The sequence below is a fragment of the Devosia riboflavina genome, assembly GCF_000743575.1.
Taxonomy (GTDB): Bacteria; Pseudomonadota; Alphaproteobacteria; order Rhizobiales; family Devosiaceae; genus Devosia; species Devosia riboflavina.
On sequence record NZ_JQGC01000028.1, the window covers coordinates 58,721 to 84,969 of the forward strand.

Below are 26,249 nucleotides of genomic sequence, written 5' to 3' on the forward strand. Positions count from 1 at the left end.
CAAGGAGGCCAAACCCATGCAAACTCTTCTCAATATCGGCATCGCGCTGGCCCTGCTGTTCGTCATCGTGGTCCTCGGCATGGGCCTCTGGAACATGACCAAGGGCGGCTCGGCCAATACCAGCCAGCGCCTCATGCGCCTGCGCGTCATGGGCCAGGCCGTCGCCATTCTCTTGTTGATCGGCGCGCTGTTCTTCTTCGGCGGTGGCCGCGGCTAAGCCAACAGGCCCCACACCGTCCTTCGGCTCTTTCGTCACCAGCGGGCTTGTCCCGGTAGTCTATGCGGAGGCGAGATGGATTGCCGGGACAAGCCCGGCAATGACGACGGAGGGGCCTATCCCGTAGCCGGGCTTCATTTATGATGGTTCGGCTCGCCGAGGAGAAGAAACCTGTTCCTGCCCCTGCATGACGTCAATCCGCATCGCCATGTCAGATTTCCCTATGTCACTTACGGGCTGATCGCGCTCAATATTCTGGTCTTCATCATCCAGGCGACGCTGCCGCCTGCAGCCTTTGATGAAGCAACGATCTATTTCGGCATGATCCCCATCGTGGTGCGCGACGTCTATCCCGCACCCCTCCCCTGGCTGCCCGATTGGGCAACACTCGTCACCTACGCCTTCCTCCACGCCGATTGGCTGCATCTTCTCTCGAACATGCTGTTCCTCTGGGTATTTGGCGACAATATCGAAGACGCCATGGGGCACCTGCGCTTCCTCGTCTTCTATCTCCTCTGCGCCGTGCTCGCCGCCCTCGCCCATCTCGCCTTCAATCTCGACGGCAATGGCCCGCTCATCGGCGCCTCCGGCGCCGTCGCCGGCGTCATGGGCGCCTATATTCTTCTGTTCCCCCATGCCCGCGTCTTCGTCCTCGCGCGCATCGTCATCCCCATTCCGCTGCCGGTTCCCGCCTTCTGGATGCTGGGCTTCTGGGTCGCCACGCAGCTCTTCTATGTCGTCATAGGATCGCAGGAATCCGTCGCCTGGTGGGCTCATATCGGTGGCTTCGTCGCGGGTGTCGTCTTGGCCGCGCTGATGCGTCGCCGCGGCGTCATGCTTTTAGGCGGTCGGTAGAAGGTTTCTTTACCCTGCCCTGCTAGGCTCCTGGCGTCTTATAGTATTGCGTCAGGAAGACTCTTATGGACACCGATCTCGCCTCCAGCCTCATGGTGGCCCGCACCGCACAGACCCAGCAGTCCGTGCAGTTGGCGGTGTTCAAAAAATCCCACGACATGCAGACCCAGCTTCTCGACATGCTCCTGCAGCCTGCCCAGGCCGTTCTGCCGCCGGGCCAGGGCACGCAGGTCGACAAGACCGCCTGAGACCTTCCCGATGAGTAATGCCCTCGGCACGAGCACATCGGTCATGATCAACCGCATCGCCACCCGCGAAGGCGCCTCGGCCAACACGCTTCTAGCGCAGGTCGCAAAAATGCGCGGCGAAATGGCGCTCACACAAAGCAAGGCAAAGCCCGAAGCCCTGCCCGACATCGTGCGCAATCCTATCAATGGGGCGGAAGTGGATCTGATAGTTTAGCTCACCAAACTATCAGTAGACCTCATCCTGAGGTGCGAAGCGTAGCGTAGCCTCGAAGGACGGGGTCGTGCCACCGACGTTCCAGTGCCACGCCCCCGTGGTTCGAGGCTTTGCCCTGCAAAGCACCTCACCATGAGGGCTACTGACAACTAACCCCTCAGCCCAATCAGCGCCTCGACCACCGCCCTGCCATCCTTGCTGTGCCACTCCGCCGGCCCCTGCAGCACGGCAAGCTCACACCCTTCGGGATCAAGCAGCAGCGTCGCCGGCAGACCCACGGCCACCGCCTCGCGCTTCAGCCGGTCAAAGGCGGCAAAAGTGTTGTCGGCATAAAGCGGCAGGTTTTCAAACTTGCCCTCGGCCAAAAATTCCTCGGCCTTCGCCAATCCACCCTCGCCAATATCGAGATTGATCGGCACGACTTGGAACTTGTCCGAATTGTATTCCGTCGCAATGGCATCGAGCGCCGGCATTTCTTCGCGGCACGGCACGCACCAGCTCGCCCAGAAATTGACCAGCAGCGCCTTGCCCGAAAAATCGCCCAGCGTCATCTCCGTACCATCGGCGCTCTTGAACGCCAGATCGGCATAACCCCGCCCCTCGCCGGTGCCATTGACCGCCGCCAGTTCGCCTACCGCGGCGGCATCCACGATCTGCGCCTGTGCCGCCTGCACGGGACACGAGTTGGCCGAGGCAGCATTGCCGAGATAGACCCACGAAGCTATAGCTACGCCCAATCCGGCAACCCCCATCGCCGCATAAGGCTGCCAGCGCCGCGGTGCTACTGGCTTGGCTGCGTTGGTGTCCGACATGGGCTACTCCCGAAAGGCATAAGATGAGCAACAAGATGTGGGGTGGACGGTTTGCATCCGGCCCCGACGCCATCATGGAAGAAATCAACGCTTCGATCGGTTTCGACCAGCGCCTGTTCCGCCAGGATATTGCCGGATCAAAGGCCCACGCCACAATGCTCGCCGCAACGGGCATTCTGACGCAGAGTGATCGCGACGCTATCCTTGCCGGTCTAGACGAGGTGCTGGCGGAAATCGAGAACGGCTCGTTCAAATTCTCGCGGGCGCTCGAAGACATCCATATGAATGTCGAATCGCGTCTGCGCGAAAAGATCGGCGATGCCGCCGGGCGCCTCCACACGGCCCGTTCGCGCAACGATCAGGTCGCGACCGACTTTAAACTTTATGTCCGCGACACCATCGACCACCTCGTCGCCCAGATCCACACGCTGCAGCTGGCTCTGGTCAAGCGCGCCGAGGAAGAGGCCGAAACCATTCTTCCGGGTTTCACCCACCTGCAGAATGCCCAGCCGGTAACCTTCGGCCATCATCTCCTCGCCTATGTCGAAATGCTCGGCCGCGACGCCGGTCGCCTGACCGACGCCCGTCGTCGCCTCAACGAAAACCCGCTCGGCAGTGCTGCCCTCGCCGGCACGCCCTACCCAATCGACCGCGACATGACGGCCAATGCCCTCGGCTTTGACCGCCCCACCGCCAATTCGCTCGACGCCGTCGCCGACCGGGATTTCATTCTCGAAACCCTGGCAGCCGCAGCCATCTGCGCCATGCACCTTTCGCGCTTCGCCGAAGAAATGGTCATCTGGTCCTCGGCCCAGTTCGGCTTCATCAAGCTGTCGGACAAGTTCACCACCGGCTCGTCCATCATGCCGCAGAAGCGCAATCCGGACGCGGCTGAACTCGTGCGTGCAAAAATCGGCCGCATCCTCGGTTCGCTCAATTCCCTGCTCGTCGTCATGAAGGGCCTGCCGCTCGCCTATTCCAAGGACATGCAGGAAGACAAGGAAGTCGCCTTCGACGCTCTCGATGCGCTCTCCCTGTCGCTGGCTGCCATGACCGGCATGGTTTCGGACATGCAGCCGAACCACGCCAAAATGCACGCCTCGGCCTCGGCTGGTTTTTCCACCGCCACCGACGTCGCCGATTGGCTCGTGCGCGAGCTGAACATTCCCTTCCGTGATGCCCACCACATCACCGGCCAGGTCGTCGCCCTCGCCGAATCCAAAAATTGCGGCCTCGAAGGCCTCACCATCGAGGATTTCAAGAGCGTCGACGAGCGCATCGATAGCCGCATCCACAAGGTGCTGACCGTCGAAGCCTCCGTCGCTGCGCGAAAGTCCTATGGCGGCACCGCGCCGATCAATGTCCTCGCCCAGGCCGCCCGTTGGAAATCCGCCCTTACCGGCGAAGACCACCAGCCCCGCGCCCTCACCGCAAAGAAGCATGGCGGCCATGGCGATGGCGGTGTTGAATAAAGCGGCGAACTAGCCCAATCTTTTCCTTCTCCCCCAACGGGGAGAAGGAGCCTGCCCGATGCCTCTTCGACAGATGCGCCTGACCCCGCGCCATGTCGCCTATCTCCAGCCCGAAACCGTGGTTGAAGGCCTGCCGCCGCCTCCCGAAGGCATGACGGAGGCAACCGAGGCCGACCACCGCGAAACCATCGCGAAATTCTTCGGACCCGACGACCGCGACGAGACCTGGATTTTCGCCTATGGCTCGCTGATCTGGAAACCGGCCTGCGACTACGTCGAAATCCGGACCGGCCTCCTCCACGGCTGGCACCGCGCCTTTTGCCTGGGCTGGAACAATCGCTTTCGCGGCAGCGATGCCAATCCCGGCCTGATGCTGGCGCTCGATCGCGGCGGCGCCTGCAAAGGCGCGCTCTACCGCCTGCCGCCCCACAAGCGCGACGAGAGCCTGATAAAACTTTTCGAGCGCGAAATGGGCTGGAAGCCAACCGCTTTCCCACCGCGCATGGTGACGGTCCGCTCCGGCGAGCGCACCATTCGCGCCCTGACTTTCTGTATCGATCGCCATTCCGGTCGCTATGTCACCGGCCTCTCCGAGGCAGAGATAGCCGACGTCCTCGCTAGGGCTGTCGGCAGCCGCGGCTCCATGGCTGAGTATCTCTTCTCGACCGTAGAACACCTCGAACAGATGGGCCTCCACGATCCCCATCTCTGGCGCCTGCAACACCTCGTCGCCGAGCGCATCGAAGCCGTTTATGAGACGGATCGATAAGTCTCACTTTTGTTTTTTTGGTCCTTGGCTTAGGACATCCCCCGAGTTCTTCCACACACTCGGTTGTCATCCCGGCGAAGGCCGGGACCCATCCTGAGATGCAGCAAAGTCCCATATCTCGAGATGGGCCCCGGCCTTCGCCGGGGTGACACTCTGATGGGGACCAAAAGGGCAAAAATGGTCCACCACTTCAACCACCGCGACGGCACCCTCTATGCCGAGGACGTCAATATCAACGAGCTGGCTGAAAAGGTCGGCACGCCCTTTTATGTCTATTCCTCGGCGACGCTGCGCCGCCATGTCCGCGTCGTCCGCGAAGCCTTTGAAGGCATCCCGACGCTGATGGCCTATGCCATGAAGGCCAATTCCAATCAGGCCGTGCTCACCCTGATGGCCCGCGAAGGCTGCGGCGCCGATGTCGTCTCGGGCGGCGAACTCCAGCGCGCCTTGGCCGCCGGCATCCCCGCCGAGAAGATTGTTTTCTCAGGCGTCGCCAAGACTGTCGCCGAAATGCGCCAGGGTCTTACGGCCGGCATCAAGTGTTTCAACGTCGAGAGCGAACCCGAGCTCGAACGCCTCTCGATGATCGCCACGGACATGGGCCTCACCGCCCGCGTCTCCGTCCGCGTCAATCCCGATGTCGACGCGCGCACCCATGCGAAAATCTCGACCGGCAAGTCCGAAAACAAGTTCGGCATCCCCTATAAGCGCGCCCGCGAAGTCTACCAGCGCATCGCCGAATTGCCGAACATCGTCGCCGTCGGCGTTGACATGCATATCGGCAGCCAGATCACCGATCTCGAACCCTTCGGCAATGCCTTCGGCCTCATGGCCGAGCTAGTGCAAGCGCTTCGTGCCGATGGCCACGACATCCACCATGTCGATGTCGGCGGCGGTCTCGGCATTCCCTATCACCACGATCAGGAAGCCCCGCCGCACCCGGAGGCCTATGCCGCCGTCGTCCGCGACAAGGTCGGCCAATTGGGCTGCACTCTCGTCATCGAACCCGGCCGCCTCCTCGTCGGCAATGCCGGCGTGCTCATCACCAAGGTCGAATATGTGAAGGAAGGCTCGTCCAACTTCATCATCGTCGACGCGGCGATGAATGACCTGATCCGCCCGACGCTCTACGAAGCCCATCACGATGTCGAACTGGTCAACCAGTCCAACCTGCCGCCGATCACCGGCGACATCGTCGGTCCCGTATGCGAAACCGGCGACTATCTCGCCAAGGGTCGCACCATTCCAGGCGTTAGGGAAGGCGACCTGCTCTCCATCATGAGCGCCGGCGCCTATGGCGCCGTCATGGCCTCCACCTACAATTCGCGCCCGCTGATCCCCGAAGTCCTCGTCGACGGCCCCCGCTGGCACGTCATTCGCCCGCGAAAATCGATCGAAGAATTGCTGGCGCTGGATAGCGTGCCGGACTGGGTGTGAGGCCCTAGTCTAGCACCCACGGTGTCATTCCCGCGAAAGCGGAAACCTCCGTTTTGGCAAGGCGGAATCTTACAGTTGTCGTCACCACCGGGCTTGTCCCGGTGGTCCATGCGGAGGCGAGATGGATTGCCGGGACAAGCCCGGCAATGACGACAGATTGAGAGTAAGGTTTTGGAGTCTACTCTTCCCGCGCCTGCCTTGCCAGCGACAGCACCTCGACCGGCCGCCCCTCCAGCGCATCTTCCACCTTCGCCAACAGCTCCGCCAGCGTAAACGGCTTCACGATCACATCGTAAACCAGCGCCTCGAGCCCATGCGCGCGCTCGCGCTGGTCGGCAAAGCCGGTCATCAGGACAATCGTCACATCGGGAAAAGCCGAGCCCACCTGCAGGGCGAGCGCAATCCCGTCCATCACCGGCATCTTGATATCGGAAAGCAGCAGGTCGAACTGGCCGCCTTCCGCTTCCATGGTCTCGGCGGCAAGCCCGCCATCTTCCTCGGCGACGACCTCATGGCCCTTCATGGTGAGCGCGGTCACGACGAACGCTCGAACGGATGGGTCGTCTTCAGCGACAAGAATGCGGGCCATAGGCAGTCTCCGGGCGGCGGATCGGCAGCCTTGCGGCACCGACCGGACCTGTCAGGGGCAAAGGTGACAGGTCACACGCTCGCTTCAATATAGGAACGATCCCATCAGTGGTGAACAGCGGGCGCGGCAGCTTCAACAGGCGATTCCGCCGGATGCGCCGGTGGCGGCTCCGGAGGTGGTGCCGGCGGAGGCGGCGCCGGATCGGGCGGCACGCTATTGCCTGGAGTCGCGCCGGCCTGTTCGCCGCCACCCGCCGCAGAGCGACTACCGGCAAAGGTCAGGCGCACCTTGACCGCTTCGCCCGGCGGCAGCGGCAGGCGCGTATCGAGCGTTGCGCGTTCGCCAGCCATCAGGTCGCGAATGCGCGGCGTGACGCTCCATTCATAGATCGTGTGCCCGGTGTCATCGAGGAGGCTCACCAGCACCGGCGGCACCGGCACGGGATTGGGCATCAGCCCCACGAGCTGGGCCGAAACCACGAGCACTTCCTTGCCTTCGGAAAGGCCGCGCGTCGATTGCAGATGCGACAGCTCGAGCCCGACGACATTCACGCCCAGCCCCACGGCCTCATAGAGGCCCGCGAGATCAGGATTGCGCTCGACGATCTGCACCCGCCCGAAATAGGCAATGGCGAGGATACTGGCGAGCCCCACGGCCCCCACCACCCTCGCATAGCGCCGCATGCGCGCCAGCGGCAGGCGCGACACCATGGCGGTCTGCCGGCGCGACAGCGCCTTTTGCCGCGCCCGCATTTCGGCGGCGGTTTCACGCTTTTTCGCCGGCCTTGGCTCGATCGGTTCGATCACCCGCGGCTCAACATCGACAATGGTCTTTTCTTCGGCCTCGATGGCGGCATCGAGCGCCTCTTCGGCCATGGATTCAAACAGCCGATCCGATTCGGGATCGGCCGGCGGCACCAGTTTCAGATCGGGCTTGGGGTCGGGCAGCGCCGATTGCTGCCAGGACTGGTGGCACGAGGCGCACTGCACCTTGCGGCCAGCCGAGCCGATGGCCTCATAGGTCACCTGGTATTTCGTCTGGCAATTGGGGCAGGTAATGATCATCGCGCCGGCAACCGTGTCGGGTATTGCCATGACCCTATCCCCGCTTGGGTTAATACTCCTCAAACCCATGAGAAATCACAATTGTGCCGCTTTCCCCCCGGCATAGCGGGGAGCAATGCCGCGAACGCGTGCCAGCGCTGCTATGATGCGGCCCACTCGTGATTCGCTTTTTGCGTTGAGACCACCGGACGAGCTGGGGAGCACCCGTTCTTGATCGATTTTTCCGATGTCGGCCTGCGCTATGGCAATGGTCCTGAAATCCTCAGCGATCTCACCTTTTCCATCGAGCCCGGCTCCTTCCATTTCCTCACCGGCCCCTCGGGCTCGGGCAAGACCAGCCTCCTGCGCTTGCTTCTGCTCTCGCTGAAACCGAGCCGCGGCAAGGTGACGATGTTCAACGAGGACGTGGGAAAACTCGACCAGGACAGCCTCCTGCAGATGCGCCGCCATATCGGTATCGTCTTTCAGGAATTTCGCCTGCTCGATCACCTGACGACCTTTGAAAACGTCGCCCTGCCGCTGCGCGTCCTCGGCCAGCCTGAAAGCGAATATCGCCCCAACGTCACCGAGCTGCTCGAATGGGTCGGCCTCGGCGAACGCATGCATGCGCTCCCCACCGTCCTGTCCGGCGGGGAAAAACAGCGCGCCGCCATCGCCCGCGCCGTCATCGCCCGCCCCAAAATTCTTCTCGCCGACGAACCCACCGGCAATGTCGATCCGGACCTGTCGAGCCGCCTCGTCCATCTCTTTGCCGAGCTCAACCGCACTTTGGGCATGACCATCATTCTCGCCACGCACGAATTGCCGCTGCTCGATCGCTTCTCCTATCCGCGCATGGTGCTCAACAAGGGGGCTCTGACCATCCATGACTAGGAGCCTCCTGTCCCGTCTGCCCCATTGGCTGCCCTTTCCGCGTCGCGGCGGCGGCGCCCCCATCGTGCCCGAGCATTCCGTTGCCGGCCGCACCCTGCTCCTCCTCATCACCATCATGAGCTTCCTGTCCGCCGTCACCCTCGGCGGCGTGGTGCTGGTGCAAAAGTCGGCCATTGCCTGGTCGGCCGATGTCGGCCGCGAAATGACCATCCAGATCCGCCCGGTCGAAGGCGAAGTAATGGACAGCAATCTCCGCACCGCCGTCTCGCTGGCCGAAGCCACCCCCGGCGTCGCCGGCGCTCGCGCCCTCACCATCGAGGAAAGCCAGGCCCTGCTCGAACCCTGGCTCGGCGCCGGGCTCGACCTCTCGGCCATCGAAATTCCGCGCCTCGTCGTCGTGCAATTGGCCGATCCCGTCGACGCCGATATCGAACAGCTCCAGCGCAATCTCCAGGCGATCAAGGGCGCGAGCCTTGATACCCACGCCGCCTGGCGACAACAGCTCAATACCATGGCCGGCACCGTCGTCGTCTCGGGCCTCCTCGTCCTCGGCCTTATCGGCGTCGCCACGGTCCTTGCCATCATCTTTGCGACCCGCGGCGCCATGGCCTCCAACCGCGAAATTGTCGATGTGCTCCATTTCATCGGAGCATCCAACAAATTCATTGCCGGTGAATTCCAGGGGCGTTTTTTGTCCATTGGCCTCCAGGGCGGCCTCCTCGGCGCCCTCCTCGCCGCACTCTTTTTCCTCCTGATCGGCACGGCCGCCGGCTCAGTCCTCCCCACCGAGGCCACCGCCCAGGTCGGCTATGTCTTCGGCAGCTTCGTTCTCGGCATGGACGGCATCATCTTCATCGCCCTCGTCGTGCCGGTTATCGCGGCGCTCACCGCCATCACCTCGCGCCTGACCGTCCGGCGTTACCTCAGCGAAGCCTCCTGAGGTAACCCATCTCGCCATTCCGCGTTCTCCGCTTTATTGAGGAGGCAAGCCCCAAAGCGTTTTCGGGAAAGTGGCTGCCACTTTTCCGGTTTGAAAACGTGACAATGATCTGAGGGGCGGGAGGACGAATAAAGTTGAAAACCGTGATCCAGGCGATCCGCACGGCGCTTTTCTACGCCATCTTCATCGGCCAGACGGCTGTCATCGCCATCATCATCGGCGTCATCGCCCTCATCGCCGGCCGCACGCCCTTCACCTGGGCCCTGGCCAAATACTGGTGCTGGTCGAACGTGCAGTTCCTGCGCTTCATCACGGGCGTGCGCACCGAAATATCAGGCACCGAAAACATCCCGCCCGGCGGCTGCATCATCGCCTCAAAACACCAGTCCGATTGGGATGTCTTTGCCATTTTCCCCCATACCGGCCGCCCCGCCTACATCGTCAAGAAGGAGCTGATGAACATCCCCTTCTTCGGCTGGGCCGCGCGCTCGCTCGATTGCATCGAGATCGACCGCAAGAAGGGCGCCGAAGCCATTCCGCAAATGATGCGCCAGGCCCATGCGGCCCTTGAGCGCGGCTGCCGCATCGTCATCTTCCCCGAAGGCACCCGCAAGGCCGCCCTCGCCCCCGCCGATTATCGCCAGGGCATTGTCCGCCTCTATACCGAACTCAATGTGCCCGTCGTGCCCGTGGCGCTCAATTCCGGCCTCTTCTGGGGCCGCAATTCATTGATCATCTGGCCCGGCACCGCCCGCGGCGAGCTGCTCCCGGCCATCGAGCCCGGCCTTGCGCCGGACGTCTTCGCCGAGCGCCTCAAACGCGCCATCGAGACCCGCTCCGATGAACTGAGCCTGGCTGCCGTCGATTCGGGTCTCTCCCGTCCCGTGGATCCCGCCCTGGCCGCCCGCATCGCTGCGGCGCGTCTACGCACCCCCTCATCTTGACGCAACAAAGCCACAAAGCACCACATCTTGTAGTCCCGTGACGCGACTTGACTGATTCGCGGCATTTGTTCTATTTTTGTTCTGCTCCGTACAGGGAGGAACATTGATGCTTTCGTGGATTGAGGCTGGCCTGGAGCCGGCAATGCGACAGAAGCGGCTCAGCCAGTGGATAGGCCTTTCCGGCCGCTCCTATCATCTGGCTACCCAAAATCTGCGTGACTTCATTCTCGAAGGCGCCGATCTCTATCTCATCGCCCGTGGCAATACCGTTCTCTGGGTCGGCTGCGGCCTGGACCTTGTTGCCGAACCAGCGATCCGCCTCAAATTCCGCAAGGCCCTCAGCCGCGCCGACGGCGTCTTCCGCCTGCCGCGCCCGGACGTGGATGGCGAACGCCTCTCCATCATCGCCGACCTCGAAGGCGCCGTTCCCGCCCCCCTCGATCAGGCCGCCTGAACATATCAGGCCGCTTGACCCTCGTCTTCGAGTTTTCGCAAGAGGTCCATCAAGACCCGGTCGCGTATCCCGAGGCTTTCGAGATGCTTTGCGGTGTTGACCACATAGTCGATATTACGCCCCGAAATGCCGACGCCCGCCCGCACCATGGCCAATTGCTCGTCAAGCGTCAGGTTTCCCGCAAATTGCTCGTGCCGCTCGTCGACCACAAAGGTCAGCGCCGAAACTTTTCGCCCATCATCGAGCACCACCGGCCGCATCACGTCGCGATAGACCATGGTCACCTGCTCGCGCGCTTCAAGATAGGCACGCACCGCTGGCCATTCCGCACCAGCGACCTCGAAGACCATGCCACGCACCGAACCGCCCCGCGTCAGCCCAAAGACCAGCCCCGGCTGCTCCACCGTGCCACGATGATGGTGCGAAATGATCGAAAGCGAGCGATGTGCACCCTTGAGCCGTCCCAGATGCGTCGAGACGAACGGAAAGCCCGGATTCCAGATCAGCGATCCGTAACCAAAGACCCAATGATTTTCCGAATTCTCGTCCTGCATTTCCTGTCGCCCGCTCGCTCCCTGCCCCACCACCACCCCCTCCCAACCTCCCCCGTCAAGGGGGAGGTGCCGCATCGCGTTTGGGGCACAATTCTTTTTCGACCACCAGGCCAGCACCCTCCCCCTCGCGGGGAGGGTTGGGGAGGGGGGGCGGGAGCCACGGTTTTCGTCCCATCACAAAACCCTAGGCCCAGCCTCGCCATGGCCACAACCACAGCTTAGGCAAAACTTGTATGAACAAAGGCTGAGGGACGCGACCCGGTTTTGCCTTTGCCCCGTCCAAGGTTAAAACCGTTCCATGAAGAAACGAATCATCATTCTGGGCGCCGTCGTGCTGCTCGTCATCCTTGGCGTCAGCGCCGCCTGGTTCTATGCCTCCGGCATCGTGCGCCAGGAGGTAGAACGCCTCGCCTTTGCCGATGGCGAAACGAGCCCGCAACTGACTTGCGCCAATCTCAATATCGGCGGCTTCCCCTTTGCCTTCGATATCGAATGCACCGACGCGGTCGTCGTCTCGGGCGATCTCATGGCCGAAGTGCCAGGCCTCCGCCTCAGCGTCATGGTCTATGACTTCAACCATGTCATCGCCTCGGCCAAGGGCCCGGCCCAGCTTTCCGACGCCTTTACCGGCCAGCGCTCGGCCATTTCCTGGACCGCGCTCAATGGCAGCCTCCGCCTGACCGACAATCGCATCGCCCGCCTCTCGGTCGTCGGCGACGAACTCTCCTGGAACGATCTGCTGCTGGGCGACACCACGCTCGCCAAGGCCGCCCATGCCGAGGTGCACCTGCTCGATATCCCCGAGGCCCATGACGCCGAACGCAACCTTGCCTCGCTCGCGCTCTATCTCAAGGCCGACGCCCTCAATCTCCCCGTCGCCACCCTGACCGGCACCGCCCTCGAGGTCGAAGCCGAGGTCAGCAACATCCCCGATGAACTCGCCGCCATCGGCCTCGAACCCATTTTGCCCGCCTGGCAGCGCGCCGGCGGCGAACTCAACATCGTCGGCATCAGCATGAGCGACGCCAATGCCGACCTAAAAGCCTCGGGCAAGCTGGCCCTCGACGCTGAGGGTTTTCCAACCGGCACCATCGCCATCGATTCCATGGGCGTTGCCGAACGCATCGGTCCCCTGATCGAAGAACCCTGGCGCACCCTGGTCCTCGGCGTCCCAGGAGCCGATGGTCGCCACACCAACCAGCTCAATTTCCGCGGTGGCACGCTGTCCTCGGGCCTGGTCCCGATCACCGCCCTGCCCCCGCTGTTCTGAGGCTCCGAACACATTCACCGGCGTCACTTTCACCTCGCCGGTGAATCCACCCATCCCCTTGTTGCCAAGCGCGCGCAACTGCTCTATAGAGCCCCACAATCCCAACAGAGACGTGTCTCTGGGCCGCTTTCGGCGGCGCAACGATTTTGAATTCGGAGTACCGACCATGGCAGTGCCAAAACGAAAGACCTCGCCGATGAAGCGCGGCTTCCGCCGCTCGCACGACGCGATTGCCAACCCGACCTATGTCGAAGACAAGGATTCGGGTGAGCTGCGTCGTCCGCATCACGTCGACCTCAAGACCGGCATGTATCGCGGCCGGCAGATTCTCGCCGTCAAGAGCTAAGCCGAAAGGCTTGCGGCGCTGATGCGCGCGACCTGATACTTTTAAGCGGCCGATCCTTCATAGGGTCGGCCGTTTTGTTTTTCGTCATGAATTCCGCCGATAAGAGCGGCCAGCAACTCGGAGAGCCTTAAATGACCATGCGTATTGAATCGGACACGATGGGCACCATCAACGTGCCCGCCGACAAATATTACGGTGCTCAGACGGCTCGCAGCCTCGCCAATTTCGACATTGGCGGGGAAAAGATGCCCAAGGAAATCATCACCGCCTTCGCCATTTTGAAGAAGGCTGCAGCAATCACCAATACCAAGCTTGGCCTTCTCGACCCGGCCCTGCGCGACCTCATCGTCGCCGCAGCCGATGAAGTCATCGACGGCAAGCTCGACAATCATTTCCCGCTCGTCGTCTGGCAGACCGGTTCGGGCACCCAGTCGAACATGAACGTCAACGAGGTCATCTCCAACCGCGCCATCGAAATATCAGGCGGCACCATGGGCTCCAAAAAGCCGGTGCACCCCAATGACCACGTCAATATGAGCCAGTCGTCCAACGACACCTATCCCACGGCCATGCACATCGCCGCCGTCGAGGCGGTCGTCAATTACCTCTTCCCACGCGTCAAAATCCTGCGCGATACGCTCGATGCCAAGGCCCAGGAATTCATGGACGTGGTCAAGATCGGCCGCACCCATCTTCAGGACGCGACGCCACTGACGCTCGGCCAGGAAATGAGCGGCTGGGTCGCCCAGATCGACCTCGCCATCAAGGCTATTGAAGCGACCCTCCCGCAGTTGCGCGAACTCGCCCTTGGCGGCACCGCCGTCGGCACGGGCCTTAACGCCCATCCCGATTATGCCGTCGCCGTCGCCGCCGAAATTTCCACCCTCTCCGGCCACGAGTTCATCACCGCGCCGAACAAGTATGCCGTCATGGCCGGCCACGACGCCTTTGTCGGCACTTCGGGCGCGCTAAAGCAGCTCGCCGTCGCCTTCATGAAGATCGCCAATGACGTGCGCTGGCTCGCTTCCGGCCCCCGCTCGGGCCTCGGCGAACTGACCATTCCCGAAAACGAACCCGGCTCCTCGATCATGCCGGGCAAGGTCAATCCGACCCAGTCCGAAGCTATGACCATGGTCGTCGCCCATGTCATGGGCAATGACGCCGCCATCGGCTTTGCCGCTTCGCAGGGCAATTTCGAGCTCAACGTCTTCAAGCCCGTCATCGCCTACAACTTCCTGCAGTCCGTCCGCCTCCTCGCCGACGCCGCAAAATCGTTCAACGACAATTGCGCCATCGGCATCCAGCCCGACCGCAAGCGCATCAAGCAGCTCGTCGATCAGTCGCTGATGCTGGTCACCGCGCTCAACCGCAAGATTGGCTACGACAACGCCGCCAAGATCGCCAAGACCGCGCACAAGAACGGCTCCACCCTGCGCGAAACCGCCATCGAACTCGGCCTCCTCACCGGCGAAGAATTCGACGCCGAAGTGAAGCCCGAACAGATGGTCGGTCCGCTGACGATCAAGAAGTAAGTTTTAGACCCCTCCTGAAAATGCCGCCCCCAACGGGCGGCATTTTTGTTTGGGGGATGGGGCATTTCGCGCCTTGGCCCCGGCAACGGCGCTGGTCTAGCATCGCCCTCAACAAGAGAGGTGAATGTCCGTTATGACCAATTCCAACGCCCGGCCCATGGCCAAAACGAGCCTCAAATGGTCGATGATCGAAGAAGACCTCTCCATCCTCGACAAGTTCAAGCTGATCGCCGACCTCGGCTTTGACGGCATTGAACTCGACTCGCCCAACGAACTGAACCAGGCCGAAATCCTCGCCGCCCGCGACGCGACCGGCCTAGCCATTCCCGGCGTCGTCAATTCCGCGCACTGGAAGACCCCGCTCACCGACCCCGACCCCGCCGTGCGCGAAGCCTGCGTCGCCGCCTCGATAGAAGCCATGAAGCAGGCAAAAACCTACGGCGCCGAAACCATGCTGCTGGTCCCCGGCGTCGTCAACGCCACGACCTCCTATGCCACCGCCTATGACCGCGCCGTCGAAGGCATCGACCGCCTGCTGCCCCATGCCGAGGAAATCGGCATTTCCATCGCGCTCGAAAATGTCTGGAACAATTTCCTCCTGAGCCCCCTCGAAGCCGCCCACCTCATCGACGGTTTCGACAACCCCCGCCTCGGCTGGTATTTCGACGTCGGCAATGTCATGCGCTATGGCAGCCCGACGGACTGGATCGAAGCCCTCGGCAGCCGCATCTTCCGCATCGACATCAAGGAATACAGCCTCGCCCGCATGAACGCCGAAGGTCCCTGGAAGGGTTTTGAGGTCGAGCTGGGCGAAGGCGACATCGATTGGGCAGAGGTCAACCGCGCCCTCGCCAAGTCAGGCTACAATGGCTGGGTCTCGGTCGAAGTCCCCGGCGGCAATCGCCAGCGCCTCGCAGATATCAAGGCGCGGCTCGATCGGATCGTGGCGCTCTAAGCCCTCACACTACCGCCCCTCCCAGTAGCCCTCATCCTGAGGTGCTCGCCAAAGGCGAGCCTCGAAGGGCGAGGGCGTGCCCCGACCCCTCGGCGCCACGCCCCCGTGGTTCGAGGCTTTGCTGCGCAAAGCACCTCACCATGAGGGCTACTGAGAGAGGCGACGATCAGCCCTCAATCTCCTTGAGCACCCGCCGGATATTATTGAGCCCCACCTCGCACCCGAACAGCGTCGGCTCCGCCCCCTCATATTCGAGCGACAAGAACCCATCAAAACCCGAGGCCACCACGCTCTCGAGCAGCGCCTTCGTATCAAGATCACCAAACCCAAACACCGAGCCGCGAATAAACTCCCCGCCGGCCGTCTTCAGCCAGCCCGGCCCCGGCTCCGCTCGACGCGTGTAAAAATCCTTCACATGCACAAAGCTCGCCTGCGGCAGCGTGCGCCGCGTCGCGACATAGGGATTGTCATCGACGCAAAGGAAATTGCCCACATCCACCGTCAGCTTGAAATTGTCATGACCCACCGCGTGAACGAGCCGCAACAGCCGCTCTGCCCCGTTCATGAAAAAACCATGGTCCTCGACGCTCGTGACCACGCCATGCTGCGCCCCGAATTCCGCCACCTCCCGGCAGCCATCGACGATGGACGAAAACGCCGCCTCGATCTCGCCCGCATCATTGGGCCGCAAGGCCCACGGCACGACATCATGGCGCAGAAAACCCGCGCCAAACCGCGCGCAAAGCTCGACATGTCTCTTCACGAGATCAATCTGCGCCCGCCGCTCCTCGCCCTCGAGAAAACTCGCCCCCAGGCAAAAGCCGGAAATCGGCACGCCCGTCCGCGCCACCGCCGCTTCCAGCCGCTTGAGCACGGCTTTGTCCGTGCTCAGGTCATAGCCAGCATCCGTGCCCGCTCCGGCAAAGGAAAAGGTCGCGATTTCAAGGTGCTCGGCACCATGCTCCTTGAGCCAGTCGAACAGGGTTTCGAGGGTCAGCCTGCCATCGGTCAGCATGGGGCGGAAGCTATAAGAGGACAGGCCAATCTTCATTTCGAGCGCTCCTAAAAACATGTCCGCCGAAAGCGGATACCGATCTTGCGACCAGGACATGCGTCCAATTGGATGAGAATTTTTTGCAACGTCGCATTCTGACTTTACATACCAATTAGAACCATTGATACCAATTGCATACCAGCACTTTGGATGGAAATCGCGATGCCTTCCCCCTCAACTGATGTCGTGATCATTGGCAGCGGCCCCACCGGCAGCGCCTATGCGCGGATGATCCGCCGCGATTGGCCGGAAGCCCGCATCGTCATGGTGGAAGCAGGCCCGCAAATCCTGCCCGAAGTCGGCGGCCATCTCGACAATGTGCTGGATCTCGAAAAGCGCGCCGAGCTCGAAATCCTGGCCCAGGGCGGCGATCGCTCTCCGCGCCTGTCGATCAGCAAGGAAGAATGGGAAGCCCGTCGCGCCGGTGGCTTCGATGCGTCTTTCCTGCGCCGCTCCGGTCTCTACATCGCCAATGAAAGCGACCCCTCGGAAAATCTCTTTGCCGGTTTCTCCGCCGCCAATGTCGGCGGCATGGGCACGAAGTGGTCGACCGGCACCCCGACGCCATCTGAGGCCGAGCGCGTTCCCTTCATTCCCGCCGACGAATTCGAAGCGGCAATCGGCATTGCCGAAGGCCTCTTGGGCACCAACAAGGACCCGCGCGCCGGCGACACCACTGCCATTGCCCTGCGCGAAAAACTCGGCGAGGCCTTCAATGCCGGCCGCAGCCCGGACCGCACGGTTCGCGCCATGCCGCTGGCCGCCACGCCCGGCCCGGAAGGCCTCCGCTATCACGGCACCGACGTGGTTCTGGGTCCGCTGGTCAACGAGCCCGCCGAAACCTTCCAGATTCTCGCCGAAACCATCTGCCGCCGCGTCGTCCATGAAGATGGCCACGCCGTGGGCGTCGACCTGGTCCGTGCCGGCGAAACGGAAACCTTCTTCCTCTCCGCCGGCACTGTCGTTGTCGCCTGCGATTCCCTGCATACCCCGCAACTGCTCTTCGCGTCCGGCATCCGCCCCGAAGCTTTGGGCCGCAATCTCAACGACCATTTCATCATCTCGCAAATGGCCGAGATGCGTAGCGATCCGCCGATGCGCGCCATGAACTGGATTCCGGCCACCAATGAATTCCCCTTCTCGGTGACCATCCACGCCACCACCCTTTCTTCGATCGAAAAGACGCCCGATTTCACCGGCCAGCCCGTCGGCATGGGCGTTTTCTGCCCCACCGATATCGATTGGGACAATCGCGTCGTCTTCGACGAAACCAAGCCCGACTGGCGCGGCCTGCCTTCCATCTCGATCAAATGGAAACCGTCCGAAGCCGACAAGGCCCGCGTCGAAGAGGCCAAGGCCGTCGCCATCCGCGTCGCCAATATTATCGGCCGTCCGGCGCCGGGCTTTGCCACCATCATGCAGCCCGTCGGCAGTTCCCTCCACTATCAGGGCACGGTCCGCATGGGCGAAAAGGACGACGGTACCAGCGTCTGCGATCGCAACAGCCGCGTCTGGGGTTTTGACAATCTCTATGTCGCCGGCAATGGCGTCATCCCCACCGTCACCGCGACCAATCCGACCCTCTATTCGACGGCTCTCGCCACCTTCGGCGCCCGCCAGATCGCCGCAGCCCGCCGCACCGCCTGACCCAGGAGACCAAAACAATGACCGACAAGAAACTGAAAGTCCTGGTCGTCGGCCTTGGCCAGATGGGCAAGAGCCACGCGATTGCCTATCACACCCATCCCGGCTTCGAGATCGTCGGCCTCGTCAATCGTTCCGCGCCGACCCTGCCGGCCGAACTGGCCAGCTACCCCATCCGCAACGATTTTGCCGCAGCCCTCGCCGAACTAAAACCCGACGTCGTCTCCATCGCGACCCACACCAATACCCACGCAGACTATGCCGTGGCTGCCCTTGAATCAGGCGCCCACGTCTTCGTCGAAAAGCCGCTTGCCGCCACCGTCGCCGATGCCCAGCGCGTCGTCGACACGGCCGTGGCGAATAACAAAAAAGTGGTCATCGGCTATATCCTCCGCCATCACCCCTCCTGGACAAAACTGATCGAGGAATCGCGAAACCTCGGCGGTCCCTATGTCTTCCGCATGAATCTCAATCAGCAGTCCTCCGGCCCCGCCTGGGACATCCACCGCTCGATCATGCAGACCACATCGCCCATCGTCGATTGCGGCGTGCACTATGTCGACGTCATGTGCCAGATCACCGACGCCAAGCCGGTGGAAGTGCGCGGCATGGGTGTCAACCTCGCCAAGGGCCTGCCGCAGGGCATGTATAATTACGGCCACTTCCAGGTGCTGTTCGACGACGGCAGCGTCGGCTGGTACGAAGCCGGCTGGGGCCCGATGATGTCGGAAACCGCCTTCTTCGTGAAAGACGTCATCTCGCCCAACGGCTCGGTTTCCATCGTCATGGACCAGGGCGCGGCCTCGGCCGATATCAACGCCCACACCCAGACCTCGCGCATCCTCGTCCATCACGGCGCGCTCGACGCCAACAACAAGCCCGCCCGCCCCGACGACTGGCTCGATATGCACGGCGAACCCGACCACCAGGGCCTTTGCGACCGCGAGCAGGATTTTGTCTACCGCGCCATCACCGAAAATTTTGACCTGACCCGCCACATGAACGACGCCGTCACCTCGCTCAACATCTGCCTCGCTGCAGACGAAAGCGTGCGGACTGGGCTGGCTGTAAAACTCTAAAGCGCTCTACGAACCAACGGAAACGCCAGTAGACCTCATCCTGAGCCTGTCGAAGGACGAGGTCGTGGCACCCAAGTCTCCACTCCCGCAACCTCGTGGTTCGACAAGCTCACCATGAGGTCTCGGGGAGCACCGTTCCAGCCGAGCTATTTCACCGCCCTTTGGCGCTTCGCCCCACCATCGGCGTCATCCTCGGGCCTCACCCGAGGGTGACGTTCAGTGGATTGCGCATTGCAGTGTCAGCTTTAGCGGGCATACTGATCCCGATCTCGCCACAGCCCGCCCCGGAGTTTCCCATGACCACCATCGCCCTCATCGGACCCGGCGCCATTGGCGGCACGGTGGCAGCCTGGCTCGCCCAGGACCCGAACATTGAAGTCACCGTCTGCGCGCGCACGCCCTTTACTGACCTGCAAGTCGAAACACCCCAGGGCCTGATCACGGCCACGCCCAAAATCATCACCAACCCCGCCGACGCCACCCCTGTCGACTGGGTCCTCATCGCTACCAAAACCTACGACGCCGACGCCACAAAGCCCTGGCTCGACCACCTCGTGGCCGACCACACCCGCGTCGCCATCATCCAGAACGGGGTCGAGCACGAGCGCCTCTTCGCACACCTCGTGCCCGCCTCCCGCATCGTCCCCGTCATCATCAACCTGCCGGCCGCCCGCAGCGCCCCGGGCCGCATCGCCCAGCACCGCCACGGCATCATCGCCGTGCCCGCCGGACAAAACGGCGAAGAGTTTGCCACCCTCTTTGCCAAGACCGAAATCGAAGCATCGGCCCATGCCGATTTCATCTCCGAGGCCTGGCTGAAACTCACCGGCAATTCCATCGCCATAGTACCCTCGCTGACCCTGCGCGCCACCGGCCCTGTCTGGAACCCCGACCTCGAAGCCATCGTCCGCGGCGTCGTTGAAGAATGCGCCGCCGTCGGCCGGGCCGAAGGCGCCACCATTTCCCAAGACTTCGTCGAACAGGCCATCGCAAATTCCCGCAATATGGCCGAAGGCAGTTCAGCCGGCTCGCTCCATGCCGACCGCCTCGCCGGTCACCCCATGGAAGTCGATGCCCGCAATGGCGTCATTGTCCGCCTCGGGCAAAAGCACGGCATCCCGACGCCGATGAACAAGGTGCTGGTCACCCTCCTCGCCGCCTCCGGCGCGCCATGGATTGAAAAGGCATAGAGCTAAGCGCTCTTCCGCCCGCCTTATTCCTCTGGCATCTTCCGAAAACCAACCGGAGGCTCTTATGACGGAAACCGTCGTCCTGCCCAATCAACGCGTACCGCGCCGCGGCAACACCTTTATCGTGCCGCTGCTGGTCGTGCCCTTCGTGCTCTACAATATCGCCGTGTTCGTCTTCTTCGGCGGCAATCCCGTTAATTGGGGCGCGGGCCTTTTCTCCATCCCCATGCCCTCCGGCATGCCCTGGGCCATCACCGCCGGCGATCTCCTGCTGGTGGTCGGCATTCTGGCGCTCTTTTTCGAAGTGCTGAAATCGACCCAGACCGCACGCAATTCCATTCTCGAGCACATGTTCTCCATGCTGCTCTTCGTGCTCTTCCTGATTGAATTCCTTTTGGTCGGCGCCGCTTCGAGCTCCGTCTTCTTCCTGCTCATGGTCATGAGCCTGATCGACGTCGTCGCCGGTTTTACGGTTTCGATCACCAGCGCCAGCCGCGACGTCTCGATGAGCTGAAGACAGCAAGTCCAAAAACAAAATCCCCGCTCTCAAGGGCGGGGATTTTTTATGCCGATCAGGCGACGACAGTCTTGCGATAGCCCTCCGGCATCCGCTTGACGGCAACCCCGGCCCCCTGCCGATAGGCCCCAACCGCCCGATCCACACTCGCCGTCCGGCGCTCGCGCTGGCTCGGCAGATGCTCCCGCGCGGCAATGAGCTGGCTGACGAAAGCGGCACTCGGTGCGCTCCAGGCAAGCGAGGGTCGCGGGCCGGCTACCGTGACCGGTACGGGAAGCTGCGTCCGCTGTGTTTCAATCTCGCTCATTCTGGTCCCTCGCCTGTGTCATCGAGGGCCAGTTGTTCCACTTTGAGACGGATCAACTGGCCCCTGCACGTAAAGGTGCAAGGCGCGTGCCAGACGTTAACAGTCTGTTAACGATTTGGGATCCCAAAATGTGACTGGTTGTCAGAAATTATCCTTACCCTTGCGGATCGCTGCAAAGACTTCGGACGGATGCTTTCCGGTGAGCCCATAGTACCGCGCCAGCTCCGGCGCATCGGCGCGGAGGAACGGATTGGCCCGCTTGTCCTCGCCCAGTTCGAACGGAATCGTCGCCCTCCCCGCCAGCCGCAGCGCCTTCACCTCAGCCGCCCGCGCCTGCAGAGCCAGATTGTCGGGATCAACGCTCAAGGCAAACCGCGCATTGCTCTCGGTATATTCGTGCCCACAATAAACCAGCGTCTCATCCGGCAGCGCCCGCAACCGTTCGAGCCCCGCCCACATCGGCCCAGGCGTCCCCTCGAACATCCTGCCCACGCCCAGCGAGAACAGCGCATCCGCCGAGAAAAGATGTTTGTTTTCAGCATCATGATAGACGATATGCCCGAGCGTATGTCCCGGCGTCGCGATAATATCGAACGCCGTTTCCCCCAGCGTCACCCGGTCGCCATCGCCCACGAGTTCATCGAGCCCCTCGATCTTGTCCGCCTCGGCCCGCGGCCCCACCACCCGGCTGCCGAAGGCCGCCTTCAATTCCCCAATGCCTTCAACATGATCGAGGTGATGATGGGTGATGAAAATATCGCTGAGCGTCCAGCCGCGCATCTGCAGCGCCGTCCGGATCGCCGCCGCCTCCGGCGCGTCGAGCGCCGCTGTGCGGCCCGTCGCCTCGTCATGGATCAGATAGCCGAAATTATCCTGGCGGGCGGGAAAAACATCAACGATCACGGCCATCTAAAACTCCTCTTCTTCTGTCGCGGCAGGCTAGGACCGACACCCTGCGATGACAACCCACGCAGCTTTGTCTAGACTTGATTCATGACCAGCGATGTCACCCGCCTGATCTCCTACTACAAGTCCCCCCTCGGGCGGATTTCCCGCGCTTTGGTGCGCGAGCAGATCATTGCCCTCTCCGGCGACCTCAAGGGCCGCCGCGTGCTGGGCCTCGGTTTTTCAACGCCTTACCTACGCTTCGCTCTCGAACCGGCCGAACGCGTCCTCGCCGTCATGCCCGAGCGCCAGGGCGCATCCGCCTGGCCGCGCGAGGGCCCGTCGCATACCGTCCTCTGCGATCCCCTCGAAATGCCGCTGGCCGACGCCTCCATCGACATCACCATCGCCGTCCATGCGCTCGAACACGTCGCCGATGCCGAGGAGCTGATGCGCGAACTCTGGCGCATCACCGCCCCCAATGGCCACCTGGTCATCGTCGTCCCGCGCCGCCGCGGCATCTGGGCCCAGCGCGACGCGACACCTTTCGGCCAGGGCAATCCCTATTCCGGCGGGCAACTGGAAAAACTCCTCCGCGACCACAGCTTCGTGCCCGAAGCCTGGCGCGACGGCCTCTTCATGCCGCCGATCCAGTCCTCGATCGTCCTACGTTCCGCCCGCTTTTTCGAGCGCGTCGGCCGCCTCTTCGGCCCGCCGATGAGCGGCGTCATCTGCGTAAGGGCCCGCAAGGAAGCTTTTCCGGCCGTTCCCCGCCGCAAGCGCGCCGAACGCTATGTCCGCCTGCCCGGCCTCTCCGCGGCCACGGCTCGCTCAAGCTGAGAGAGCCTTTCCTTTATTCCCCGCTTTGCATATGGTCCGCGCGGCCTTTCCTGCCTGTCATAAAAGTGCGTCATGACCGCTCCCACTCGCCCGATCCCGCAGCCCGGAATTCTCGATATTGCGCCCTATCTGCCGGGCAAATCCGGCGCACCGGGTAGCAAGACGGTAAAGCTTTCGGCCAATGAATCCCCGCTCGGCGCCAGCCCCAAGGCGATCGCCGCCTTCGCCGCCGCTGCCCAGCACCTCGAAATCTACCCCGAAGGCTCCTCGCGCCTCCTGCGCGAGGCCCTTGGCGAAGTGCATGGCATCGACCCCGCCCGCATCATCTGCGGCAATGGCTCGGACGACCTCCTGCATCTCCTCGCCCAGACCTATCTCGGTGAAGGCGACGAAGCGGTGATGAACCGCTACGGATTTTCGGTCTATCCGATCATCACCATGGCCGCCGGCGCAAAAATCGTTATGGTCGACGAGACCGACTACACGGCCGATGTCGACGCCCTCCTCGCCGCCGTCACCGAACGAACCAAGGTGATCTGGCTCGCCAATCCCAATAACCCGACCGGCACCTATCTCAGCGATGCCGAAGTGCGCCGCCTGCATGCCGCCTTGCGCCCCGATATCCTGCTCGTCATCGACAGCGCCTATGCCGAATATGTCACCGCCGCCGACTATTCTGTCGGCCTCGACCTTGTCGGCGAAGCCGAAAACGTCGTCATGGTCCGCACTTTCTCCAAGATGGGGCTCGCTGCCGCCCGCATCGGCTGGATGGTTGCGCCCGACCATGTCAACGACGCCATCCACCGCATTCGTGGCCCCTTCAACGTCAACCTGCCGGCTCAACTGGCGGGCGCGGCCGCAACGCGGGACGTCGAATTCAACGAAAAACTGCGCGAGCACAATGCCAAGTGGCGCGAATGGCTGACGTCCGAACTCAGCGGCAACGCCATGCGCGTGCTGCCGAGCCAGGCCAATTTCATCCTCGTGCTCTTCCCCGATGCAGAAACCGCCACCCGCGCCTTCGAGACGCTGATGGCAGGCGGCTATGTCGTGCGCGAAGTCGGAAAATCCTACGACATCCACAACGGCCTGCGCATTTCCATCGGCTCCGAAGACGCCATGCGCGGCGTCGCCAAAATTCTCAAATCCATGGGACCAGCCCAATGAGCACCCATTTTCGTAAGCTTGCCCTGATCGGCATCGGCCTTATCGGCTCTTCCATCGCCCTCGCCGCCCGGCGCCAGGGTCTGGTTGATGTCATCTCCATCTCGACTCGCCGCCAGGAAACGCTGGATGAAGCCCGCGAACTGGGCCTCGGCGACATCTACACGCTCGATCCCGCCGAAGCCGTGCGCGGCGCCGACCTCGTCATCCTCTGCGCCCCCGTCGGCGCCTATGATGCTCTCGCGAAGGCCATCGCGCCCGCGCTGGAACCCGGCGCCATCGTCTCCGATGTCGGCTCGGTCAAGGAGCACGTGGTCAAGGTCGTCGGCCCGCACCTGCCGGCCAATGTGCATTTCATTCCCGGCCACCCTATCGCCGGCACCGAGCATTCCGGCCCCTCCGCCGGCTTCCCGGAACTCTTCGCCGGCCGCTGGTGCGTCCTCACCCCCGGCCCCGAAGTACCCGCGGCCGAGACCGAAAAGCTCGCCAGCTTCTGGGCCGCCATGGGCTCCAAGGTCGAGAGCATGGATGCCGCGCACCACGACATGGTGCTGGCCATCACCAGCCACATTCCGCATCTCGTCGCCTACAATATCGTGGGCACGGTGGCCGATCTCGAAACCGCGACCCAGTCCGAAGTCATCAAATTCTCGGCCTCCGGGTTTCGCGACTTTACCCGCATCGCCGCATCCGACCCGGTCATGTGGCGCGACGTGTTTCTGACCAATCGCGACGCCGTCCTCGAAATGCTCGGTCGCTTCTCCGAGGATCTTTCGGTGCTGCAACGCGCTGTCCGCACAGGCGACGGCGAGGCGCTCGAAGCCATGTTCACCCGCACCCGCGCCATCCGCCGCTCGATCATCAATGCCGGCCAGGAAACCGCCGCGCCCGACTTCGGCCGCCCGCACGAAGCCCCGCCGGCGCCGGAAACGACCATCGTCCGCGAACACGGCGGCGGCGACGACGCCTGAACTGTCCTCCAATCTTTAGGTTGTCGTCACCACCGGGCTTGTCCCGGTGGTCCATGCCGGCCGCGGGATGGATTGCCGGGACAAGCCCGGCAATGACGATGGAGTGGCGGGAACGTTAGAGGTCCAACCTTCCGTTGTTCCCCACGCAAGCGGCGCGCTCCCCATAAGTGCGCGCCCGCTCCTCGACAATCCCGGCAACCCTGAGCAGCCCCGCATTCGGCCGCGCTGGATTCCTCACGATCGGATTTGGCAGCGTCACAGCAAGAAGGCTCGCCGTGCGCCAATCCAAATTCTGCGGCTCCCGCCCAAAAGCCCGCTCGCTCCCAGCCGCCACGCCGAACTCCCCCAACGGTCCCCATTCGGCAATGTTGAGATAGATTTCCATGATCCGCTTCTTGGGCAGGATCAGATCGACATAGATCGCCAGCGGCACTTCCAGCGCCTTGCGGATAGGATCGGGATCGTTCCAGAGAAAGAGATTTCGCGCCACCTGCATGGTCAGCGTCGAAGCGCCGCGTGTCGGTTCGCCGGCAATGAAGTTATCGACCTCGGCCTGTAAGGCACCGATATCGACACCCCAGTGACGACAGAACTGCCCATCCTCCGAGAGGATAATGGAAGCCTTCAACCGGTCAGAAATATCATCGATATCGCGCCACGTGCGCACCACCGGTCGGCCCGTCAGATAGCGCTCCAGCATCGGCACCGAAACCGGATCTAACACCAGATAAACCGGCGTCAGCACCAGCGGAATGGCGACCAGCACCGCAATGGCGGTGCCGAGGAAACGCAGTACCCGCCAAAAACCCTTGGATGCTTTTCGTGCCATGGCATGGTGATAGCGGCAGACAGCCCTATGGCCAAGACCGGAAGTCCCCTTGAAGCCTTCATGCCAACGGGTTAGCAACGACCCATGTACGACTTTTCCGCCGACAGTGCCGATTGCGCCCGCGCCGTTGAGGCCGGTCTTTCCGAATACTTGACGGGCGCCCGGCTCTCCGGCCCCGGCCCTGCGGCCGATCGCGTCGTCGCCGCCATGCGCCACGGTGCGCT

30 protein-coding genes are annotated in these 26,249 nt (G+C 62.7%); 22 read left to right on the forward strand and 8 right to left on the reverse strand.

Annotated features, from left to right (window positions below):
• Positions 1–16: 16 nt before the first annotated feature.
• The 4 genes from JP75_RS21530 (at position 17) to JP75_RS21545 (ending at position 1,534) form a co-directional block, all read left to right on the forward strand.
• On the forward strand, positions 17–217 hold the full coding sequence (locus JP75_RS21530; protein WP_035086799.1) for a twin transmembrane helix small protein: 201 nt from the start codon (positions 17–19) through the stop codon (positions 215–217).
• 321 nt (positions 218–538) lie between these two features.
• Positions 539–1,072, forward strand: coding sequence for a rhomboid family intramembrane serine protease (locus tag JP75_RS21535; RefSeq protein WP_244446379.1), 534 nt, complete (start codon positions 539–541; stop codon positions 1,070–1,072).
• A gap of 65 nt (positions 1,073–1,137) precedes the next feature.
• Positions 1,138–1,320: a putative motility protein gene (locus JP75_RS21540; protein ID WP_035086801.1), complete on the forward strand. Its 183-nt coding sequence runs from the start codon at positions 1,138–1,140 to the stop codon at positions 1,318–1,320.
• Between the two features lie 10 nt (positions 1,321–1,330).
• Entirely contained in the window at positions 1,331–1,534 is a 204-nt protein-coding gene (locus tag JP75_RS21545; protein ID WP_035086802.1) for a hypothetical protein, read from the forward strand.
• Positions 1,535–1,683: 149 nt separating this feature from the next.
• Here the strand turns inward: JP75_RS21545 and JP75_RS21550 are convergent, their stop codons facing one another.
• Positions 1,684–2,346 (reverse strand): TlpA disulfide reductase family protein, encoded by a 663-nt coding sequence (locus JP75_RS21550; protein WP_244446380.1) that lies wholly within the window; start codon positions 2,344–2,346, stop codon positions 1,684–1,686.
• Positions 2,347–2,369: 23 nt separating this feature from the next.
• Between JP75_RS21550 and argH the strand changes: the two genes are divergently transcribed.
• From argH to lysA, 3 genes are all read left to right on the forward strand, one after another.
• Positions 2,370–3,818, forward strand: coding sequence for an argininosuccinate lyase (argH, locus tag JP75_RS21555; RefSeq protein WP_084587852.1), 1,449 nt, complete (start codon positions 2,370–2,372; stop codon positions 3,816–3,818).
• A 58-nt stretch (positions 3,819–3,876) separates the two neighbouring features.
• Positions 3,877–4,587 carry a gamma-glutamylcyclotransferase gene (locus JP75_RS21560; protein WP_035086803.1) on the forward strand — a complete coding sequence of 237 codons (711 nt, stop codon included), beginning with the start codon at positions 3,877–3,879 and terminating at the stop codon, positions 4,585–4,587.
• Between the two features lie 156 nt (positions 4,588–4,743).
• Entirely contained in the window at positions 4,744–6,024 is a 1,281-nt protein-coding gene (gene lysA / locus JP75_RS21565; RefSeq protein ID WP_244446381.1) for a diaminopimelate decarboxylase, read from the forward strand.
• Between the two features lie 178 nt (positions 6,025–6,202).
• Here the strand turns inward: lysA and JP75_RS21570 are convergent, their stop codons facing one another.
• Both JP75_RS21570 and JP75_RS21575 read right to left on the reverse strand, forming a co-directional pair.
• Entirely contained in the window at positions 6,203–6,613 is a 411-nt protein-coding gene (locus JP75_RS21570) for a response regulator (RefSeq protein WP_035086805.1), read from the reverse strand.
• A gap of 104 nt (positions 6,614–6,717) precedes the next feature.
• The gene (locus tag JP75_RS21575) at positions 6,718–7,707 is read right to left on the reverse strand and encodes a zinc-ribbon domain-containing protein (RefSeq protein WP_035086806.1); all 990 of its coding nucleotides are present in this window, start codon (positions 7,705–7,707) and stop codon (positions 6,718–6,720) included.
• Between the two features lie 180 nt (positions 7,708–7,887).
• Here JP75_RS21575 and JP75_RS21580 point away from each other — a divergent pair, with 180 nt between their 5' ends.
• From JP75_RS21580 to JP75_RS21595, 4 genes are all read left to right on the forward strand, one after another.
• Positions 7,888–8,550, forward strand: coding sequence for a cell division ATP-binding protein FtsE (locus JP75_RS21580; protein WP_035086807.1), 663 nt, complete (start codon positions 7,888–7,890; stop codon positions 8,548–8,550).
• Positions 8,543–9,490, forward strand: a complete 948-nt coding sequence (locus JP75_RS21585) for a cell division protein FtsX (RefSeq protein ID WP_244446382.1) — start codon at positions 8,543–8,545, stop codon at positions 9,488–9,490. The genes JP75_RS21580 and JP75_RS21585 overlap by 8 nt, the downstream gene beginning before the upstream one ends.
• 143 nt (positions 9,491–9,633) lie before the next feature.
• Entirely contained in the window at positions 9,634–10,434 is an 801-nt protein-coding gene (locus JP75_RS21590; RefSeq protein WP_244446384.1) for a lysophospholipid acyltransferase family protein, read from the forward strand.
• 142 nt (positions 10,435–10,576) lie between these two features.
• Complete coding sequence (locus tag JP75_RS21595; RefSeq protein WP_152565945.1) at positions 10,577–10,888, forward strand: hypothetical protein; 312 nt, start codon at positions 10,577–10,579, stop codon at positions 10,886–10,888.
• Positions 10,889–10,893: 5 nt separating this feature from the next.
• Here the strand turns inward: JP75_RS21595 and JP75_RS21600 are convergent, their stop codons facing one another.
• Entirely contained in the window at positions 10,894–11,442 is a 549-nt protein-coding gene (locus JP75_RS21600; RefSeq protein ID WP_035086809.1) for a gamma-glutamylcyclotransferase, read from the reverse strand.
• 298 nt (positions 11,443–11,740) lie between these two features.
• On the opposite strand from JP75_RS21600, the gene JP75_RS21605 reads away from it, so the two are divergent.
• The 4 genes from JP75_RS21605 to JP75_RS21620 all read left to right on the forward strand — a co-directional run bounded on the left by JP75_RS21605 (position 11,741) and on the right by JP75_RS21620 (position 15,545).
• A complete protein-coding gene (locus JP75_RS21605) occupies positions 11,741–12,712 on the forward strand; it encodes a DUF2125 domain-containing protein (RefSeq protein WP_035086811.1) in 972 nt (323 codons plus the stop codon).
• A 166-nt stretch (positions 12,713–12,878) separates the two neighbouring features.
• Positions 12,879–13,058: a 50S ribosomal protein L32 gene (gene rpmF / locus JP75_RS21610; RefSeq protein WP_035086813.1), complete on the forward strand. Its 180-nt coding sequence runs from the start codon at positions 12,879–12,881 to the stop codon at positions 13,056–13,058.
• Positions 13,059–13,189: 131 nt separating this feature from the next.
• Positions 13,190–14,590, forward strand: a complete 1,401-nt coding sequence (fumC, locus tag JP75_RS21615) for a class II fumarate hydratase (protein WP_035086816.1) — start codon at positions 13,190–13,192, stop codon at positions 14,588–14,590.
• Positions 14,591–14,714: 124 nt separating this feature from the next.
• On the forward strand, positions 14,715–15,545 hold the full coding sequence (locus tag JP75_RS21620; protein ID WP_244446383.1) for a sugar phosphate isomerase/epimerase family protein: 831 nt from the start codon (positions 14,715–14,717) through the stop codon (positions 15,543–15,545).
• 166 nt (positions 15,546–15,711) lie between these two features.
• On the opposite strand, the gene JP75_RS21625 is transcribed toward JP75_RS21620, so the two are convergent.
• Positions 15,712–16,596, reverse strand: coding sequence for a sugar phosphate isomerase/epimerase family protein (locus JP75_RS21625; RefSeq protein WP_035086818.1), 885 nt, complete (start codon positions 16,594–16,596; stop codon positions 15,712–15,714).
• A gap of 165 nt (positions 16,597–16,761) precedes the next feature.
• On the opposite strand from JP75_RS21625, the gene JP75_RS21630 reads away from it, so the two are divergent.
• The 4 genes from JP75_RS21630 to JP75_RS21645 all read left to right on the forward strand — a co-directional run bounded on the left by JP75_RS21630 (position 16,762) and on the right by JP75_RS21645 (position 21,026).
• Positions 16,762–18,246 (forward strand): GMC oxidoreductase, encoded by a 1,485-nt coding sequence (locus tag JP75_RS21630; protein WP_035086819.1) that lies wholly within the window; start codon positions 16,762–16,764, stop codon positions 18,244–18,246.
• Positions 18,247–18,263: 17 nt separating this feature from the next.
• The gene (locus tag JP75_RS21635) at positions 18,264–19,322 is read left to right on the forward strand and encodes a Gfo/Idh/MocA family protein (protein WP_035086820.1); all 1,059 of its coding nucleotides are present in this window, start codon (positions 18,264–18,266) and stop codon (positions 19,320–19,322) included.
• 296 nt (positions 19,323–19,618) lie between these two features.
• On the forward strand, positions 19,619–20,512 hold the full coding sequence (locus tag JP75_RS21640) for a 2-dehydropantoate 2-reductase (RefSeq protein WP_035086822.1): 894 nt from the start codon (positions 19,619–19,621) through the stop codon (positions 20,510–20,512).
• Positions 20,513–20,576: 64 nt separating this feature from the next.
• A complete protein-coding gene (locus JP75_RS21645; protein WP_051961098.1) occupies positions 20,577–21,026 on the forward strand; it encodes a hypothetical protein in 450 nt (149 codons plus the stop codon).
• 58 nt (positions 21,027–21,084) lie between these two features.
• Here JP75_RS21645 and JP75_RS21650 read toward each other — a convergent pair whose 3' ends face one another.
• Both JP75_RS21650 and gloB read right to left on the reverse strand, forming a co-directional pair.
• A complete protein-coding gene (locus tag JP75_RS21650) occupies positions 21,085–21,336 on the reverse strand; it encodes a hypothetical protein (protein WP_035086823.1) in 252 nt (83 codons plus the stop codon).
• 141 nt (positions 21,337–21,477) lie between these two features.
• Positions 21,478–22,245: a hydroxyacylglutathione hydrolase gene (gloB, locus tag JP75_RS21655; protein ID WP_035086824.1), complete on the reverse strand. Its 768-nt coding sequence runs from the start codon at positions 22,243–22,245 to the stop codon at positions 21,478–21,480.
• Positions 22,246–22,329: 84 nt separating this feature from the next.
• On the opposite strand from gloB, the gene JP75_RS21660 reads away from it, so the two are divergent.
• The 3 genes from JP75_RS21660 (at position 22,330) to JP75_RS21670 (ending at position 25,196) form a co-directional block, all read left to right on the forward strand.
• Positions 22,330–23,061, forward strand: coding sequence for a class I SAM-dependent methyltransferase (locus JP75_RS21660; protein ID WP_035086825.1), 732 nt, complete (start codon positions 22,330–22,332; stop codon positions 23,059–23,061).
• A gap of 72 nt (positions 23,062–23,133) precedes the next feature.
• Entirely contained in the window at positions 23,134–24,228 is a 1,095-nt protein-coding gene (gene hisC / locus JP75_RS21665; protein WP_035086826.1) for a histidinol-phosphate transaminase, read from the forward strand.
• Positions 24,225–25,196 (forward strand): prephenate/arogenate dehydrogenase family protein, encoded by a 972-nt coding sequence (locus tag JP75_RS21670; protein WP_051961100.1) that lies wholly within the window; start codon positions 24,225–24,227, stop codon positions 25,194–25,196. Before hisC ends, JP75_RS21670 begins: the two co-directional genes overlap by 4 nt.
• Positions 25,197–25,311: 115 nt before the next feature.
• Here JP75_RS21670 and JP75_RS21675 read toward each other — a convergent pair whose 3' ends face one another.
• Positions 25,312–26,025, reverse strand: a complete 714-nt coding sequence (locus JP75_RS21675) for a biosynthetic peptidoglycan transglycosylase (protein WP_051961102.1) — start codon at positions 26,023–26,025, stop codon at positions 25,312–25,314.
• Positions 26,026–26,249 lie beyond the last annotated feature (224 nt).

Bases quoted from the DNA above. Each gene is read 5' to 3' on its own strand.
- JP75_RS21530 (WP_035086799.1), top strand. From the start codon at position 17: ATGCAAACTCTTCTCAATATCGGCATCGCGCTGGCCCTGCTGTTCGTC.
- JP75_RS21535 (WP_244446379.1), top strand. From the start codon at position 539: ATGATCCCCATCGTGGTGCGCGACGTCTATCCCGCACCCCTCCCCTGG.
- JP75_RS21540 (WP_035086801.1), top strand. From the start codon at position 1,138: ATGGACACCGATCTCGCCTCCAGCCTCATGGTGGCCCGCACCGCACAG.
- JP75_RS21545 (WP_035086802.1), top strand. From the start codon at position 1,331: ATGAGTAATGCCCTCGGCACGAGCACATCGGTCATGATCAACCGCATC.
- JP75_RS21550 (WP_244446380.1), bottom strand. From the start codon at position 2,346: ATGTCGGACACCAACGCAGCCAAGCCAGTAGCACCGCGGCGCTGGCAG.
- argH (WP_084587852.1), top strand. From the start codon at position 2,370: ATGAGCAACAAGATGTGGGGTGGACGGTTTGCATCCGGCCCCGACGCC.
- JP75_RS21560 (WP_035086803.1), top strand. From the start codon at position 3,877: ATGCCTCTTCGACAGATGCGCCTGACCCCGCGCCATGTCGCCTATCTC.
- lysA (WP_244446381.1), top strand. From the start codon at position 4,744: ATGGGGACCAAAAGGGCAAAAATGGTCCACCACTTCAACCACCGCGAC.
- JP75_RS21570 (WP_035086805.1), bottom strand. From the start codon at position 6,613: ATGGCCCGCATTCTTGTCGCTGAAGACGACCCATCCGTTCGAGCGTTC.
- JP75_RS21575 (WP_035086806.1), bottom strand. From the start codon at position 7,707: ATGGCAATACCCGACACGGTTGCCGGCGCGATGATCATTACCTGCCCC.
- JP75_RS21585 (WP_244446382.1), top strand. From the start codon at position 8,543: ATGACTAGGAGCCTCCTGTCCCGTCTGCCCCATTGGCTGCCCTTTCCG.
- JP75_RS21595 (WP_152565945.1), top strand. From the start codon at position 10,577: ATGCGACAGAAGCGGCTCAGCCAGTGGATAGGCCTTTCCGGCCGCTCC.
- JP75_RS21600 (WP_035086809.1), bottom strand. From the start codon at position 11,442: ATGCAGGACGAGAATTCGGAAAATCATTGGGTCTTTGGTTACGGATCG.
- JP75_RS21605 (WP_035086811.1), top strand. From the start codon at position 11,741: ATGAAGAAACGAATCATCATTCTGGGCGCCGTCGTGCTGCTCGTCATC.
- rpmF (WP_035086813.1), top strand. From the start codon at position 12,879: ATGGCAGTGCCAAAACGAAAGACCTCGCCGATGAAGCGCGGCTTCCGC.
- fumC (WP_035086816.1), top strand. From the start codon at position 13,190: ATGACCATGCGTATTGAATCGGACACGATGGGCACCATCAACGTGCCC.
- JP75_RS21620 (WP_244446383.1), top strand. From the start codon at position 14,715: ATGTCCGTTATGACCAATTCCAACGCCCGGCCCATGGCCAAAACGAGC.
- JP75_RS21625 (WP_035086818.1), bottom strand. From the start codon at position 16,596: ATGAAGATTGGCCTGTCCTCTTATAGCTTCCGCCCCATGCTGACCGAT.
- JP75_RS21630 (WP_035086819.1), top strand. From the start codon at position 16,762: ATGCCTTCCCCCTCAACTGATGTCGTGATCATTGGCAGCGGCCCCACC.
- JP75_RS21635 (WP_035086820.1), top strand. From the start codon at position 18,264: ATGACCGACAAGAAACTGAAAGTCCTGGTCGTCGGCCTTGGCCAGATG.
- JP75_RS21640 (WP_035086822.1), top strand. From the start codon at position 19,619: ATGACCACCATCGCCCTCATCGGACCCGGCGCCATTGGCGGCACGGTG.
- JP75_RS21645 (WP_051961098.1), top strand. From the start codon at position 20,577: ATGACGGAAACCGTCGTCCTGCCCAATCAACGCGTACCGCGCCGCGGC.
- JP75_RS21650 (WP_035086823.1), bottom strand. From the start codon at position 21,336: ATGAGCGAGATTGAAACACAGCGGACGCAGCTTCCCGTACCGGTCACG.
- gloB (WP_035086824.1), bottom strand. From the start codon at position 22,245: ATGGCCGTGATCGTTGATGTTTTTCCCGCCCGCCAGGATAATTTCGGC.
- JP75_RS21660 (WP_035086825.1), top strand. From the start codon at position 22,330: ATGACCAGCGATGTCACCCGCCTGATCTCCTACTACAAGTCCCCCCTC.
- hisC (WP_035086826.1), top strand. From the start codon at position 23,134: ATGACCGCTCCCACTCGCCCGATCCCGCAGCCCGGAATTCTCGATATT.
- JP75_RS21670 (WP_051961100.1), top strand. From the start codon at position 24,225: ATGAGCACCCATTTTCGTAAGCTTGCCCTGATCGGCATCGGCCTTATC.
- JP75_RS21675 (WP_051961102.1), bottom strand. From the start codon at position 26,025: ATGGCACGAAAAGCATCCAAGGGTTTTTGGCGGGTACTGCGTTTCCTC.